Consider the following 13,881-nt stretch of genomic DNA (forward strand, 5'->3'; position numbering starts at 1 on the left):
ATTCACTTGATCCACTGGGGCAGGAAAGTGGTCAGCGGCGGGAGGTACGTGATCAGGAGCACGCCCGTCAGGAGCACGAGTTGCATGGGCACGACGGCGCGCGTGACTTCGAAGACGGGTTTGTTGAAACGGTACGAGGAGAGGAAAAGGTTGATGCCCACCGTCGGCGTCAGAAGGCCCAGTTCCATGTTCGCCAGGAAGATGATTCCGAGATGAATCGGATCGATCCCGTAGGCAATTCCCAGCGGCACAAGCAGCGGGACGACGACGACGATGGCTGAGAAGATATCCATCAGGCAGCCGACCAAAAGCAGACCCAGATTGAGCACGAGCAGGAACGCATACTTTGATTTGATCGCGCCGGTCACCCATTCAACGCCTTTGGCCGGCACTTGCGCGTCGATCAAATAATTTGTGAAACCGAGCGCAACGCCCAGAATCAACAGCACGCCGCCAACGAGCAGCCCGCACTCGGACATCACGCGCGGCGCATCGCGCACGACGTGCAAATCGCGATACACAAGAGTCTCGATGAGGAATGCATACAACGCTGTGACCGCAGCCGCTTCAACCGGCGTGGCGAATCCGCCAAACAAGGCCACCAGAGCGACCACGGGCAGCAACAGTTCCCATTTCGCTTCCCAGATCGCTTGCCGGGCTTCTCCCCAAACGAAGATTGGCCGGCTGCCGCGTTCCTTTGGACCTCGGCTGATTCCCCAGAGCGACGTCAGCGTGACCAGCAACAGTCCCGGGCCAAGGCCGCCTAAGAACATTTTTTCAATGGTGACGCCGCTGTTCTTGACGTTGGAGCTGGCCACGATGGCAAACAAGATCAAGGGCAGCGACGGCGGGAACAGCAGCCCCAGCCCTCCGGAGCCAGTCAGCAACCCAAGCGCCGAGCGTTCGGAATATTTCGCTGCGGTGAGCACCGGCAACAGCAACCCGCCCAGCGCCAGGATCGTCACGCCGGACGCTCCTGTGAACGAGGTGAAGAACGCGCACATCAAGACCGTGACAATCGCCGGGCCACCGTGCAGTGGTCCCAGGAGCGCCTGAAACACGCGAACCAATCGCTTCGACGCGCCGCCTTCAGCCAGAAAATATCCGGCCAGCGTAAACAGGGGAATGGTCGGCAGCGTTGGATTCGTGACCATCGAATAATGCGTGAGCGAGATCGAAGCGATGGGCAACTCCTCCCGCCAGAAAAAGATCAAGGCCGCGCCGCCGAGGAGTACGAAAATGGGAGCGCCGAGCGCCATCGCAATCAGCAGCGCCACCAACGCCGGCGCCGCGAGCCTTTCGGGAGTCAAGGGGGGATGAAGTCCCAGGTAAATCACGCCGGCTGCGATCAGCAGAGTTGTCACGCGCCCCGGCCATCGTTCCGACGCTCGCCAGATCAAGCGCAGCGCGATCAATCCGAATCCCACCGGCATGGCCAGTTGGATGACCCAGATGGGAATGCCGTAGGCAAGGACTTTGCCGCTCTCTTTTTCGGTCAGCAGGAATTGGTAACTGGCCAGACCGAGAAAGGAGCTGATGGCCGCAGCGAAAGATCCGCTCGCGATCCGAGCCGCAGCCCGCCAGCGGCCTTTGAGAAAAGCGGTCAGGGTTGAAAGCGAAAGCAGCCGGCCTTCCCGCGCCGCAAGCGCGCCGCCCAGCAGTCCCACAATCAGCGTGAAGTGCTGGAGAAACGCGCTCGCGCCTGTGATGCCGGTGTGGAAGAGCTTCCGAAGAACGATTTCGGACAACGGGAGGAGCACCATCGCGGCGAGGGTCGAGGACAGGATGAGATTCTCCCCGCGCCGCAACGTGCCGCGCCAGCCTCTAATTTCGGGAGCCGCCGCGGGAAGGTGATGAGGGTCGAGCGCAATCTCGCCAGGCATTATTTCGCCCCTTCCTGTGCCGCTCGATAATCCTTCAGCAAGCGCGCGACTTCGTCGAATATGTCCGCCGGAACGATTCCTCCGCGGATCTTGGGATAGACGGCTTCGGTGGCCCGCCTCCATTCGGATTCGATTTCCGGTGTCACGGCATGCACTTTGAGGCCGCGTTTCTTCATCGCTTCGACGGCTTCGCTGCTTTCGCGGCGGTTGTCAGCCTTGATCAGGCTGCCGGCCTCCTGGGCGGCTTTGAGCAAGTGGGGATGAGCGGCGGCTGGAATCGAATCCCAGGTTTTCTTTGTGACAACGGTTGCGCCAACCAGCGGCGCCCAGTTCAACTCCAGCATATGGGGAGCGGGACCGTCAATCTGCGTGGCCAGCGCCACAAACGGCGGCACCGGCACGGCCGTGATCAATCCCGTTTGCAGGTTGGGGAGGATGTCCACGGTTTCGAGCGGGACCGGATCAAACCCGGCCGATTTGTAGATATCGACCTGCGCCGGATTCCCCGCCCACGAAAACAGCTTGGTCCTTTTCAAATCGTCCGGGCGAAGGACGGGGGTTTTGGAGAAGAAACGAACCCACCCGGCGTCCCCCCAGAAGAGCACGACGAAACCCTTTTCGAGAAGCCGCTTCTCCAGGGTCGGCCGCAACTTTTCGCCAATGTAATCGACCTCCTCGAGAGACCGGAACATCATTGGCAAGTGCTGCAACCCGGTGACGCCGGGTTCGATCTCGGAAAGGCCGACGGCGGTGAGCATGCCCGCCTGGAGCTGGCCGATCCGCATTCGCCGAACCATGTCTGCTTCGCCGCCCATGGTGCCATCCGCGTAGATGGTGAGGGTGGCGCTGCCGCCGGAAGACTGTTTCCACTTGTCCCCCATCGCGAGCACGTGTTTGTAGGAGGACGACCCTTTGGGCGCCAGCGTGCCGAGGCGAACGCGAACCGGAGCGGCAGCCGCCGAGGCCACCTCAGTCAATAATGCCGCACTCCAAAAGCTCAGGAACAGGCTGGGAACGAACCCGCACGTTGTCCGCAAGAAGAGAGGCTTTAGCAGGAGGCACAGGAAACGGAGCCCTCGATTCAATGTTGCAGCGTGGTCACGTTGTAACGCGGTAACGATTCGGATGCGGCTGCGCCGGGCTGCGTTTCTTGCGCTTCGGTTGAGTTTGCCAGCGGCGGTCATAAATCGATTCATTTCCATTAGCTTGAATCCGACGGTTAGCAACACTGCTTTGGGAGGATTGTTGCACGCGGCCCGTCTCTTGCAAGAAGGACCGCAAACTCAAGGAGAGGAAATGAGGAACAGTTCCTCCTTGCGCGAAAGAAGCCAGCGGGCCCGGCGTTGCATGACCAGATTGATCAACCGCGAATCCGGATCGGCGTCCGCGTCGATGGCCAGGGCGCGATTCAGCAAGGACTCGAATTCTTTGATGTCCTGCTTTTGCACCGTCACAGCCTCGGCGAGCGCGATGAGAGGCGCGGCTTGCCGGCCTTGGCTGAGTCGCCAGGCGCGCCCAAAGTGTTGGCGCGACCGCTCCGCCGGATCGCCGGCCTTTCCCTGGCGGCTCATTTCATACGTGATCAGAAAAGTGTGGATCGATCCCTCGCCAAAGCTTTCATCCAGTTCCAACGCGTGATCCATCATCGCCTCTACGAGCGGCAGGTCGGCGACGAGTTCTGGTTTGTCCTTGGATAGAGCAATCGCGGCTGCCCAGGCCGCGGCTGTCCAATACAGCGCCGGCACGTCCGGCTTCCGGGCGATCTGGACCGCTAGCTTCGGGTTGGCGCGCAGCGTGCTTGCAAAGCCGGGATGAGAGACGTCGAGGCCGCGCAGCCCGTAATTGCGGGCGCGCAAATAGAGCCGGCGGGCGCGGTCCCGCAGCGCGGTTGCCACCGCGAGGTCGCGGTCTTCTATCTCGTCCGCGTCCTGCTGGACGAACGCGTAGGCGTATTGAGTAAACCCGCTCGCTGCGGCGAGCAACAATCCGGCATGGTTCGGCGCTTCCGCGAGGAGACTCTCAATCAGCTTGAGGCTGAAAGGCGCCGCGTCCTTGATCAGATCGGGATCGTCGTCGCGGGCAAAGGCCGATCCCGTTTGGGAAAGGGCGTCGCCGAGCTGGTTGATGGCGAACTTGCGGATCGAGCAGCCCGGACCGACGCACACCAGAAGTCCGAGCAAAGCGGGGAATAGAGATCTCAAACTCATCAGCAATTCTGGGCTACGAAGAATTCTTTCCTGCACCGCGCAATTGGAATTGAAAACTGACAATTATCAATTTTCAATTGCCGTGATCGCAATCGTTGAACTGTATCTGACTTCCGCAAGGGAATGATTATTCAAGGCAAAGCCGCCGTAGTCACGGGCGCCAGCCGAGGCGTCGGCAAGGCGACGGCCCTGGCCCTGGCGCGCGAAGGCTGTTCCGTGCTCGTGAATTTCAGCCGGTCGCGTGGTGAAGCCGAACAAACGGTCAAAGAAGCGCAAGCCTTGGGAGCGAAGGCCGCGCTTTTTCCTGGCGACGTTTCCGACGATCGCGTTTGCCGCGAGATGATGGACGAAGCCGCGCGCACGTTTGGCCGTCTCGATATCCTGGTTAACAACGCCGGCACGACTCGCTTCATCCCCCACGGAAACTTCGACGAAGTGCGCGACGAGGATTGGGAGCGGATTATGGGCGTGAACGTCAAAGGCCCGTTCCAATGCGTCCGCGCGGCCCGCAAGTATCTCGAGGCTTCGGGCGAAGGCGTGGTCATCAACGTTTCCAGCATCGCCGGAATCATCGGGTCCGGGAGCTCGATTCCGTACTGCGCGTCAAAAGCGGCGCTCATCACGATGACGATTTCGCTGGCGCGGGCGTTGGGGCCGAAAGTTCGCGTGAACTCAGTTGCCCCAGGATTCATCGCCGGCCATTGGACCCAAGAAGGCCTGGGCCGCGACTATGAAGCGGTGAAGCAAAAGGCTGAAGAGCGTTCAGCGCTGGGTCGTGTTTGCCGGCCTGAAGACGTCGCGGCGGCGATTCTGAGTTTGATCACGGGATCCGATCTGATCACGGGCCAAACGATCGTCTGCGACGGCGGCTTTCTGGTCGGCCCGAGGGGATGATCCCTGATCCAACAGTTGCGCCCACGAAATACACGAAAGGCACGAAAAGAGGAGGTATTGGCCCCGGGGAGCGCCGGTTGGGTGAGGATCGCTTCCGTGGCAACTCGTCTTGTTTTTGTGTGTTTAGTGTGTTTCGTGGGCCAACTGCTTTTCCCAAGACGACCGGTTACAGCAACTCCAGCAGCCGGTTGAGTTCCGCGTCGGTGTTGTAGAAGTGAGGAGAGATTCGGATGTAGCGCTGCCCGCTTCGGTCCGCGCGCAAGGAGGTGATGACATCGGCGTTTTCCAGCTTCTGATGGAGCGCGACCAGGTCCACTCCGGGACGGAAAAAACTGACGATGCCGCTGGCGTTCTGGGCAGGGGCCTTGGCTTCGAGAACCGCATAGCCCTTGGCGGCCAAAGCAGGCACGAGCCAGGCGCGCTTGCGCAGCAACTCCGCTGCAATCTGGTCGATTCCGATTTCCAGGAGCAATTCCAGGGCGGCGTTGAGCCCCAGGAGGCCCAGCAGGTTGTGCGTTCCGGCTTCGTAACGGCGGGCATCCGGGCGGAAGATCATGGATTCTTGCGCGACGTAATTCGGACAGCGCACGTTGTTCCACCCGAATGCGGTCGGCTGCAACTTTTCCTGCAGCGCCTTGCGCACAAAGAGAATGCCCGCCGCGCAAGGGCCGAGAAGCCACTTGTGCGCATCCGCCGCCAGAAAGTCGATCCCTTCGACGGAAGTGGGGAAGGCACCGACTGTCTGAATCGCATCCACGCAGAAGAGAATGCCGCGCTCCCGCAAGGATTCGCCGATGGCCCCCAGGTCAATTCGGTAGCCGGCCACGAAGTGGCACGAAGCCAGCGCGACCAGTCGCGTGCGCGGATTGACCTGGGCGAGGACATCGGCCGGTTCAATCCGCCCCACCTGGCTGACCTTCAAGAATCGGACTTCGACTCCGCGCGCCGCGAGCGCCATCCAGGGGTAAACGTTGGAAGGATAGTCATCCCGGTAAATCAGGATATCGTCGTCCGGCTCGAATTGGAGCCCACCGCCGACAAAGCTGAGGGCGAGCGAGGTCGGCCCAACAAAGGCGATCTCGTCGGGCCGCGCGTTTAGAAGGCGGGCCGCCAGTTCGCGCGCATGCTGCAGGTGATAAGCGGGCAGCAAGGTTTCCTGGTCGCCGCGCGTGCATTGGCTCGCGTAAGCGCGAATCGCTTCCGCAACGCGGCGGGGCAAGGGACACACGCCGGCGTGAGCGAGGAAAATCTTTTCCGAAGCAACCGGGAATTCGTGCCGGCGGAGTTCTTCGTTGGCCAGAATATCAGCCAGAGTCACGGCGGGAGTTTACTCGAAGGTCTTCATGATCCCGCCATAGTAACCTGTCCAGAACGTCACGACGCGATAGGCGATCATGAAGATGATGGCGAAATAAATCAGCCGGGGAAACCATTCGGCCAGGAGCTGGAGCTTCCGCAAGGCTTCCTCCTGATAATACTTGTGCAAGCGACGCAAGGTGTCGTCGAGGCTCCCGCTGATTTCGCCGGTGTGATAAAGGTTGGCAAAGAGTTCGGGGAATTCAGGGGATTCCGTGAGGATTTCCGAAGGCGGTTCTCCGCGCACCTCGATTCTCGGTCTCCAGGTGGACACGGCGCGGTGCAGCGCCGGCGAGCCGCTTGCGGCCGCAGCCAGTTCCCAGGCATGCACGATGGAAACACCCGCGCTCAACAAGGCCTCCAGGGCCGCAGACAACCGGGCCAGGGCGAGGTTGCGCCGCGCGTGGCCGAGAATGGGAACGATTCGAAACAGCCGCTCCAGCAGCGAGCGCCAGGCTTCGCCGTGGCGGCCCTGGCACGCAAGAATCAGCAAGAACGCAATCGCATAAAGCGGCGCCAGAACGCCGAGGGTTTGCGTGAGATACGCGGAGAGGTTGCCCGTCGCGAAGAGATCCGGAAACGGGCCGAGCAGAATCGCAAAGTGCAGGAGAAAGAGCGGATAACGGAGTTGGCCGATGGTCTTGCGGACGAGTTCAGCGCGGTCGCGATAGTATTCCGAGAGCAACTTGAAACACGCGTCCAGGCGCCCGCTTTGCTCGCCGGCCTGGAGCAGCGCAACATCAAAAGCCGGAAGCCAGCCCTCTGCGTGCAGCATCGCTTCGCTGAAAGTTGATCCGCGCTCGAAATGAGTCAGCAAGCGAGCGACAGGGTGCCGGAAGGAGCGTGCCGGAGGATTCTTGTGGAGCGTCTCCAACGCGGTGAGCAGCGGCAGTCCGGCCGAGAGCATCGTCCCAACCTGGTAGTACAACTCGCCGCGCAAACGCAGTTGCCTGGGCGTGACGATGAGTGGCATACCCCGCGGCGCGGCACAGCCGCAAATCCGAATCTCGTTACAACGTCAGAAAGGTTAAACCGCCAAGCCGGTGGAACGGCTCATGAAAATCACTCCCGGTTAGCGAAATGGACTGCAAGAGCCGGAAGGTTCGCCCGCGCTATCCCACCACTCGATCCAATCCTGCCTTCAGATCCCGTTTGCTCTTCAAACCGATGATCTGGTCTGCGACCTCGCCGTCTTTGAACAACAACAGAGTCGGCACCGCGCGAATGCCGTGCTGCACCGCCAGGGATTGCTGTTCATCGATGTTGACTTTGCCCACTTTCAGTTTGCCGTCATATTCGCTGGCGATTTCATCCAGGATCGGCGCGATCATCTTGCAGGGACCGCACCACTCCGCCCAGAAATCAACCAGCACGGGAGTTGATGACTGAGTGACTTCCGCGGCGAAATTCGTTTCGGTCAAAGTGATAATGTTTGATGCTGTCATACACACCATTCCTCTTTTCTGAAATCCGTTTTCCGAGGCCAGGCCGTGCTCATCAGGACTGCCCCGTCAACATGAACAATCGAACCACGACGAGCACCGACACGATGGCCGCCGCAACGGCCAGGATGATATCCATTCCGCTGACTCCCGATCCCGCCGGCGCGGGCCTCGGCGCAGCCGCCGGCCGGGGAGCGGCGGACGAAGCGGCGGCTCGTGGGGCGGACGCAGGCGCCGGCGTGGGAGCCGGAGCCGCGGCGGTTGGAGCGGGGGTTGGAGCCGGGGAAACTGCAGCAGCGGGCGCTCCCGGCGCGGGAGCGGCCCCGGCAACGGCCGCCGGCGCAGGAATCTTGATGGTCGGCGCGGCGGTTGGCTTCGGGGGCAAATTGATTCGAACGGTTTCCTTCTTCGGCTGAATTTTGGCCGCTTCCGCCGGTTTCGGCGGCACGGAACCCGTCGGAGTGTTGGGAGTCTCTTCAGGCATAAATGTTATGTTTCAACCTAGGAGTCGGTTGGCGTAGTGTCAAATCGTTATTCGCGGGACTCAGGTTGGATCGAATCGGGATTGACGACCCTGCGATGGGGCCGCATCCGGCGCCCTATCGTGAGTCGCGCCGCCCGGAATCGCGATGGTAATCCCCGCCTTGGCCGCGGTGTTCTCCGGATCGCGGCGGGCGATCCTCCTTGGGCCGCGCAATGTTCACCGTCAACTGACGGCCTTGAAGTTCTTTGCTGTGGAACATTTCAACCGCTTTGTTGGCTTCCTCAGGAGTGGACATCTCGACAAAAGCGAACCCGCGGGATTTCCCCGTGAATTTGTCGAACATCACATCGACGGAGCGGACCACGCCCGCCTGCGAAAAATAATCCTGCAAATCACTCGCCAGGGTCTGATAGGACAGGTTGCCAACGAAAAGTCTGGTAAGGTTCATTTGGATTGGTTGAGTTGCGCTCGAGAACCCAGTAAGGTGATCCCGCACCCGCAGGAATCATGGAAAGTCGCCCGAAATGTTTGCCTGACCATCTGTTTTGCTTGACGCCAACACTGCTTGTTTCTCGCGCAAGGCGCCACGGTAGCAAACCGCTTTCGGGAGTCAACGAGAGATTCGAGAGAGCAGAGACTCGAACGATGAACCTTGTTCGTCAACCGGTTCCCTCGCCACGCCAGGTCAGCCAATCGCCGTCAACCGCGCGGCGGGAGCGTCTGCGAGCAGCATCTTCACCTTCCCCACGATGGTGTCCACGGTCAGGCTATATCTCTCACGCAAGTCCTCCGCGCTTGACGCGTGTTCGATGAATTGATCGGGCCAGCCAATGCGCACGACCGGGGTCGAGATGTGGGCATCGCTCAGAATTTCCTGCACCGCGCTGCCGTAGCCGCCCATCAAAACATGATCTTCCAGCGTAATCACCAGGTCGGCGGCGCGCCCGAAAAACTCCGTTGTGCCCGCGTCGATGGGTTTGATGAAACGCGGATTGATGAGCGCGACGTCGAATCCTTGTGTCTTGAGTTCTGCACCCGCTTGCCAGGCCAGCCGCAACATGTTGCCCAACCCGAAGAACACGATTTTGCGCCCGCCCGTCTGAGCGAAATTCTCCACGACTTCGGCTTTGCCGATCTCGAGGAGTTTCGGTTGCTCCTTGATCGGGACGCCTTCCGCCGGGCCGCGCGGATAGCGAATGAACGTGGGATGCTTTTCCCGAGTCGCGGTGAACATCATGTCCACCAGTTCGTCTTCGTCTTTGGGCGCCATGGCGACGATGTTTGGCACGGTCCGGAGGTACGCGATGTCGAACATGCCGTGATGGGTCGGCCCGTCTTGCGGCGACAATCCCGCGCGGTCCATGCAGAAGATAACCGGCAAATCCTGCAGCGCGGCGTCATGAATGATGCAGTCATAAGCGCGCTGCAAAAACGTTGAGTAAATCGCGCACACGGGATGAAAGCCCATCGTCGCCATGCCGCAGGCGAACAGCGCGGCGTGTTCCTCCGCGATTCCCACGTCGTAATAGCGATCCGGCATCGCCTTCTCCAGAATGTTCAGCCCGGTGCCGCTCGGCATGGCCGCGGTGATGCCGACCACGGTATTGTCGCGCTGGCACAGTTTGACCATGGCCTGGCCAAAGACATCCTGCCAATTCGGAGGCGCCCCGGCCTTCTTCGCTGGCGCCGCGCCGGTTTTCACATCGTACGGCCCCGTGCCGTGGAGGCGTTCGGGATGCTGGATCGCCGCTTCGTATCCCTTGCCCTTCTTGGTCACGGCATGAATGACGACCGGCGACTCGCAGTTTTTCGCGTATTCCAGAACGTTGATCAGCAACGGCAAATTGTGTCCATCGATCGGACCGAGGTAGCGCAGGCCCATCTCCTCGAAGATCAAGCTGCTGCCAAAACCGCCGCGGCCATCGGATTCGACGTTCGTGGTGCTTGGTCTGAGCGCCACTTCGGTGACAGCCCCTTTGAGCGCTTCCTCCGCTTTGTGTCCGAGCTTGAGGGCGATCTCTCCTTTGGGGATGAGCCGCATCCAACGCTCGAAATCCTTTTGGAGGCGGTTGTAGGAGGGATGCGTGATGAGCTTGTTCAAATACATGGCGATCGCGCCGACGTTCTTGGCAATGCTCCACTCGTTGTCGTTGAGAATCCCGATGAAACGCTGCGTGGTCGAGGCAATGTTGTTAAGGGCCTCGAACGAAATCCCGTTCGTCAAAGCGGCGTCGCCAAAAATGGCCACGACGTGTTCGTCCCGGCCCAACCGGTCGCGCGCCACGGCAATTCCCAGCGCGGCCGAAAGCGCCGTGCCCGCGTGAGCGGCCCCGTAGCAGTCATGCTCGCTTTCGGTCCGGAGCGCGAAACCGTTCAGTCCGCCTGTGGTGCGAATCGTGTGGAACCGGGCTTTTCGTCCCGTCAACAGCTTATGGACGTAAGTCTGATGACTCACATCCCAGACGAATTTGTCCTTGGGGGTCGAAAACACCCGATGCAACGCCAGGGTCAGTTCAACGACGCCCAGGTTGGGACCCAGGTGCCCGCCGGTTTTGGCCAGAGTCGAAATCAGCTCGGAACGGATTTCTTCGGCCAGTTCACCCAATTGCGGCAAAGTCAATTTCTTGACGTGCGTCGGGTCGTCCACCATGTCCAGGTATCGGCTCATAAATCTTCAGGGTTCTGTTCGTTCGCTTGAACGGGTTTCAGAACAAATTCGCCCGCGGCGTTCTTCTCCAGTTGCTGGATTTTCAATTCGGCCTGGGCCAGTTTGGTCTGGCAAATCTGCGCCAGGCGCGTTCCTTCTTCAAAGCGAGCGAGCAATGTGTCCAACGGCAATTCGTCGGATTCCATCGATTCGACGACGGACTCCAGCTTCTTGAGCGCTTCCTCAAACGGCAAATCCGGAGCCGCGATTGTGGCCGCGCTGACGCTTTTCGCTGCTTTCGACATTTCGCGAAAGGTAATGGAAGGCGCCGCGCTCGTCACGAAAGATGTTTTGTTCCTTGAACCGGCCTGCGCCGTTTGGGAAAATCCCGCGAAACGCAACCTGGAAACTTATGCTTCCCCCTCATCTCCTGGACGAATTCCCCAAAGACATCACGCTGAAAGATGGCTTTCACTGCCTGATCCGGCCCCTCCACTCGAGCGACGAAAAGGCGTTTCATGAATTCTTTCTCGCGGTGCCGGAAAAGGAGCGCATGTTCATCAAGCATCGCGTTACCGAGCAATCCGTCATCCGCGATTGGTGTGACAACATCGATTACGGACGGAACCTGCCGTTGCTCGCGCTGACCGACGGCAAGATCATTGCCGACGCCACGCTGCATCAGCAATTCGGCGGATGGAAACGCCACATCGGACGCGTGAGCGTGCTCGTGCTGCCGCAGTATCGAGGCCGAGGCCTGGCGCGGGCTTTGATCCATCAAATCGTCGAAATCGCCCGGCACATCGGCCTCGAAAAGGTGGAAGCGGAATTCATCGGCGAACAGGAAGCGGCCATAAAAATGTTCGCGCTGCTCGGCTTCAGCAATCTGGTCCGGCTGCCCGATTACGTGAAGGACATGCAAGCCATCTCGCACGACTACATCCTGATGGGGTTGGATTTGACGACGGACGAGGAATACGCCGGCATGGAATAGCCGCGGAAATCCCAGTTCTTCGCTGTTTTCAGTGGCGACACACCGGTCGATGCGCCGGAACGCGCGTCACCGCGGAACTTCCGATTCGCTGCGCGGTCACTTCAGCCTGAGCCGATAAAACTTTTGCGCCGTGGCCATGGGCAGCGTGACCGTGATCCGGGTCCCATCATTCTGCGGCGTCGCTGCGGTTGCGCTCCAGTTTGGGCTGGCGAGATTCTCCGTGAATTCAGCCGTTGCGTTAGGGAAGTCTTTCGGCCACGACAGCGTCACCGCAGTTTGGGAGACCGCGATCGCCAGCTCCGGCGTGGCGGCATTGGGTCCCCAGGTCTCCAGACCGACGAGATTGGGCGGGGGCATGATGCCTCCGCCGAGTGTGATCTTGACGGCATTGGAATAAACTTCCCCATTTCCGGCCGTGGAGAAGGCGCGGACCTTGAGCGTCGCCTCTGAACCCGCCTCGACGCCGGGCACGACCGCCAGTCCGCCGAAGAAATATCCGGCGAGATTGAAAGTTTCGAGAAACACGGGTTGGCCGACGCGCTGCAAGGCGCCGCCGCGGCTGACGAGCAAAAGCTCCGCCTGCCATTCGGGACCTTCCAGTGCGGCGTTCGCCAGAAGGACGGGCGCATTCACACCCGCCGCGCCGTTGGCGAAATTGACCGTCCCCTGCCCTGCGGTCTGCCATGTGACCAACCCCAACAAGCCTGCACATAATGCGGTCTTCATAAAGCCGTTCCTTAATTGATTGTGAAAGCGCGAGTCCATCTGAGTTCTTGATTAGCGCGAATGAAGAACGCTTCGCCCACTTCGATGTCGGGTTCGGAAGGCATCCACGTTCCGTTCGGCAAGAATGTGTAAACGTCGAATCGATTCGACCGCCATCGATAGACATTGTCGAAAGGAGCGAGCCGCAAACCGAGCGCGCTCATGACACCTCCGCGTTGCGGCACTTTGCTGGACTTGATCGAGAGCCCGCTGGGAATGGTGTTATCCAGATTGCCGGTCAGGATTTCGCCTTGAAAAATCGCCCTGAACTGAGTTCCGCTCCGATTGTAAACGAGAAACCCTTCTCCAGGCTCCAGCGCCTGGTCCGGGTTCGTCCAGACACCGCTGCTGAATCGGTTCGTCGAAAACTTGCCGTTGCTCAGGGTGTAAATCTCCGTACCCTCGGACGCCTGCGCAAACCGCTTCACCACGCGGTTGTCCGGCACTTTAAGTGGATTGGCCGCGAGCCTGATTCCAGGACCGCAGGTGATGGTCACATAGCCCATGGCCGGCGGCACAGCCGCCATGGCTCCGAAGCCGAAACCGGCCAAAGCCAAACTGAACAGGAAGGTGCGGATTCTCATAATGCTCCTTTGGTTTTTGCTTGTTTCTCCGAGGTTGATTCATAAGCGAGTCCCAACGCGCTCTCTTGGTTCGAGGAATGTAGCACGGCTCTCAAAACAGGCCAGTGCGTTTTCTGCGCTGTCTCCTCTGCCGCGGTGCTCACTCATTCCTCGTAAAGAAACTGAAACCAGACCCTCTTCGCCTCTCTTCGTTTCTTTCTGCCATTCGGTTTGTGGGAAGTTTCCTTGGTTTCCGAACCATGCACTCGGCCCTTGAACCCGTCGATGGTAGGGCGAGTCCGTCCCGGCGAGCCGCTCGACGCGCTTGGAACACGTCTGACTCGGCTCGCTGGGGACAGGCTCGCCCCACCGTCTGGTTTCATGGGAAGCTTCCTTGGCCTGATTACCATGCTCTCGCCCCATGAATCCGGTAGAGACGGATTCCACTCCGTCCCTGACTTTCTTGATCCATCGAGCGAAACAGATTCCAGGGACGCGGTGGAACGCGTCCCTACCCGGTGGAAGAGTGAACAGGCTGGAAGCCTGTCCTACTTTAGCCGTTGCTGGGCTTTGCGCTTGGCGTCCAGCAGGCGGCTCGTCGTGCTCGCTGCTTCGGGCGCATCGGCGGATTTGGCGGGGGTGATGG

At 60.1% G+C, this 13,881-nt stretch carries 14 protein-coding genes and 1 pseudogene; 3 read left to right on the forward strand and 12 right to left on the reverse strand.

Annotated features, from left to right (window positions below; genetic code table 11):
- Nucleotides 1–2: 2 nt before the first annotated feature.
- Genes FJ398_05315 through FJ398_05325 form a run of 3 tightly spaced genes read right to left on the reverse strand, consistent with a single transcriptional unit; the run spans nucleotide 3 to nucleotide 4,090 of the window.
- Nucleotides 3–2,006 carry a TRAP transporter large permease subunit gene (locus tag FJ398_05315; protein MBM3837374.1) on the reverse strand — a complete coding sequence of 668 codons (2,004 nt, stop codon included), beginning with the start codon at nucleotides 2,004–2,006 and terminating at the stop codon, nucleotides 3–5.
- Complete coding sequence (locus FJ398_05320) at nucleotides 1,883–3,112, reverse strand: C4-dicarboxylate ABC transporter substrate-binding protein (GenBank protein ID MBM3837375.1); 1,230 nt, start codon at nucleotides 3,110–3,112, stop codon at nucleotides 1,883–1,885. Before FJ398_05320 ends, FJ398_05315 begins: the two co-directional genes overlap by 124 nt.
- Before the next feature lie 54 nt (nucleotides 3,113–3,166).
- Nucleotides 3,167–4,090, reverse strand: coding sequence for a hypothetical protein (locus FJ398_05325; GenBank protein ID MBM3837376.1), 924 nt, complete (start codon nucleotides 4,088–4,090; stop codon nucleotides 3,167–3,169).
- Nucleotides 4,091–4,213: 123 nt separating this feature from the next.
- Here FJ398_05325 and FJ398_05330 point away from each other — a divergent pair, with 123 nt between their 5' ends.
- The gene (locus FJ398_05330) at nucleotides 4,214–4,984 is read left to right on the forward strand and encodes a glucose 1-dehydrogenase (protein MBM3837377.1); all 771 of its coding nucleotides are present in this window, start codon (nucleotides 4,214–4,216) and stop codon (nucleotides 4,982–4,984) included.
- Nucleotides 4,985–5,150: 166 nt separating this feature from the next.
- Here FJ398_05330 and FJ398_05335 read toward each other — a convergent pair whose 3' ends face one another.
- The 3 genes from FJ398_05335 to trxA all read right to left on the reverse strand — a co-directional run bounded on the left by FJ398_05335 (nucleotide 5,151) and on the right by trxA (nucleotide 7,785).
- A complete protein-coding gene (locus FJ398_05335; protein MBM3837378.1) occupies nucleotides 5,151–6,302 on the reverse strand; it encodes an aminotransferase class V-fold PLP-dependent enzyme in 1,152 nt (383 codons plus the stop codon).
- 9 nt (nucleotides 6,303–6,311) lie between these two features.
- The gene (locus FJ398_05340; protein ID MBM3837379.1) at nucleotides 6,312–7,313 is read right to left on the reverse strand and encodes a hypothetical protein; all 1,002 of its coding nucleotides are present in this window, start codon (nucleotides 7,311–7,313) and stop codon (nucleotides 6,312–6,314) included.
- Between the two features lie 139 nt (nucleotides 7,314–7,452).
- Nucleotides 7,453–7,785: a thioredoxin gene (gene trxA / locus FJ398_05345; GenBank protein MBM3837380.1), complete on the reverse strand. Its 333-nt coding sequence runs from the start codon at nucleotides 7,783–7,785 to the stop codon at nucleotides 7,453–7,455.
- Nucleotides 7,786–7,940: 155 nt separating this feature from the next.
- Between trxA and FJ398_05350 the strand changes: the two are divergent.
- Nucleotides 7,941–8,066: pseudogene (locus FJ398_05350) on the forward strand (TetR/AcrR family transcriptional regulator).
- A 315-nt stretch (nucleotides 8,067–8,381) separates the two neighbouring features.
- On the opposite strand, the gene FJ398_05355 reads toward FJ398_05350, so the two are convergent.
- The 3 genes from FJ398_05355 to xseB all read right to left on the reverse strand — a co-directional run bounded on the left by FJ398_05355 (nucleotide 8,382) and on the right by xseB (nucleotide 11,218).
- The gene (locus FJ398_05355) at nucleotides 8,382–8,714 is read right to left on the reverse strand and encodes an RNA-binding protein (protein ID MBM3837381.1); all 333 of its coding nucleotides are present in this window, start codon (nucleotides 8,712–8,714) and stop codon (nucleotides 8,382–8,384) included.
- Nucleotides 8,715–8,951: 237 nt separating this feature from the next.
- A complete protein-coding gene (dxs, locus tag FJ398_05360) occupies nucleotides 8,952–10,934 on the reverse strand; it encodes a 1-deoxy-D-xylulose-5-phosphate synthase (GenBank protein MBM3837382.1) in 1,983 nt (660 codons plus the stop codon).
- Nucleotides 10,931–11,218: an exodeoxyribonuclease VII small subunit gene (gene xseB / locus FJ398_05365; GenBank protein ID MBM3837383.1), complete on the reverse strand. Its 288-nt coding sequence runs from the start codon at nucleotides 11,216–11,218 to the stop codon at nucleotides 10,931–10,933. The genes dxs and xseB overlap by 4 nt, the downstream gene beginning before the upstream one ends.
- 41 nt (nucleotides 11,219–11,259) lie before the next feature.
- Here xseB and FJ398_05370 point away from each other — a divergent pair, with 41 nt between their 5' ends.
- Entirely contained in the window at nucleotides 11,260–11,907 is a 648-nt protein-coding gene (locus tag FJ398_05370) for a GNAT family N-acetyltransferase (protein ID MBM3837384.1), read from the forward strand.
- A 96-nt stretch (nucleotides 11,908–12,003) separates the two neighbouring features.
- Here the strand turns inward: FJ398_05370 and FJ398_05375 are convergent, their stop codons facing one another.
- From FJ398_05375 to FJ398_05385, 3 genes are all read right to left on the reverse strand, one after another.
- Nucleotides 12,004–12,633, reverse strand: coding sequence for a hypothetical protein (locus FJ398_05375; GenBank protein ID MBM3837385.1), 630 nt, complete (start codon nucleotides 12,631–12,633; stop codon nucleotides 12,004–12,006).
- An 11-nt stretch (nucleotides 12,634–12,644) separates the two neighbouring features.
- Nucleotides 12,645–13,256, reverse strand: a complete 612-nt coding sequence (locus FJ398_05380; GenBank protein ID MBM3837386.1) for a hypothetical protein — start codon at nucleotides 13,254–13,256, stop codon at nucleotides 12,645–12,647.
- Between the two features lie 143 nt (nucleotides 13,257–13,399).
- Nucleotides 13,400–13,618: a hypothetical protein gene (locus tag FJ398_05385; GenBank protein ID MBM3837387.1), complete on the reverse strand. Its 219-nt coding sequence runs from the start codon at nucleotides 13,616–13,618 to the stop codon at nucleotides 13,400–13,402.
- Nucleotides 13,619–13,881: the final 263 nt, after the last annotated feature.

The sequence above is a fragment of the Verrucomicrobiota bacterium genome (assembly GCA_016871535.1).
In the GTDB taxonomy this organism is placed as follows: Bacteria; Verrucomicrobiota; Verrucomicrobiia; order Limisphaerales; family SIBE01; genus VHCZ01.

What these genes read in the sequence shown, in the direction of transcription:
- FJ398_05315 (MBM3837374.1), bottom strand. Translation starts at nt 2,006, where the DNA reads ATGGAGGCGGGCCACCGAAGCCGTCTATCCCAAGATCCGCGGAGGAAT.
- FJ398_05325 (MBM3837376.1), bottom strand. Translation starts at nt 4,090, where the DNA reads ATGAGTTTGAGATCTCTATTCCCCGCTTTGCTCGGACTTCTGGTGTGC.
- FJ398_05330 (MBM3837377.1), top strand. Translation starts at nt 4,214, where the DNA reads ATGATTATTCAAGGCAAAGCCGCCGTAGTCACGGGCGCCAGCCGAGGC.
- FJ398_05340 (MBM3837379.1), bottom strand. Translation starts at nt 7,313, where the DNA reads ATGCCACTCATCGTCACGCCCAGGCAACTGCGTTTGCGCGGCGAGTTG.
- trxA (MBM3837380.1), bottom strand. Translation starts at nt 7,785, where the DNA reads ATGACAGCATCAAACATTATCACTTTGACCGAAACGAATTTCGCCGCG.
- FJ398_05355 (MBM3837381.1), bottom strand. Translation starts at nt 8,714, where the DNA reads ATGAACCTTACCAGACTTTTCGTTGGCAACCTGTCCTATCAGACCCTG.
- dxs (MBM3837382.1), bottom strand. Translation starts at nt 10,934, where the DNA reads ATGAGCCGATACCTGGACATGGTGGACGACCCGACGCACGTCAAGAAA.
- xseB (MBM3837383.1), bottom strand. Translation starts at nt 11,218, where the DNA reads ATGTCGAAAGCAGCGAAAAGCGTCAGCGCGGCCACAATCGCGGCTCCG.
- FJ398_05370 (MBM3837384.1), top strand. Translation starts at nt 11,260, where the DNA reads ATGTTTTGTTCCTTGAACCGGCCTGCGCCGTTTGGGAAAATCCCGCGA.
- FJ398_05375 (MBM3837385.1), bottom strand. Translation starts at nt 12,633, where the DNA reads ATGAAGACCGCATTATGTGCAGGCTTGTTGGGGTTGGTCACATGGCAG.
- FJ398_05380 (MBM3837386.1), bottom strand. Translation starts at nt 13,256, where the DNA reads ATGAGAATCCGCACCTTCCTGTTCAGTTTGGCTTTGGCCGGTTTCGGC.
- FJ398_05385 (MBM3837387.1), bottom strand. Translation starts at nt 13,618, where the DNA reads ATGAAACCAGACGGTGGGGCGAGCCTGTCCCCAGCGAGCCGAGTCAGA.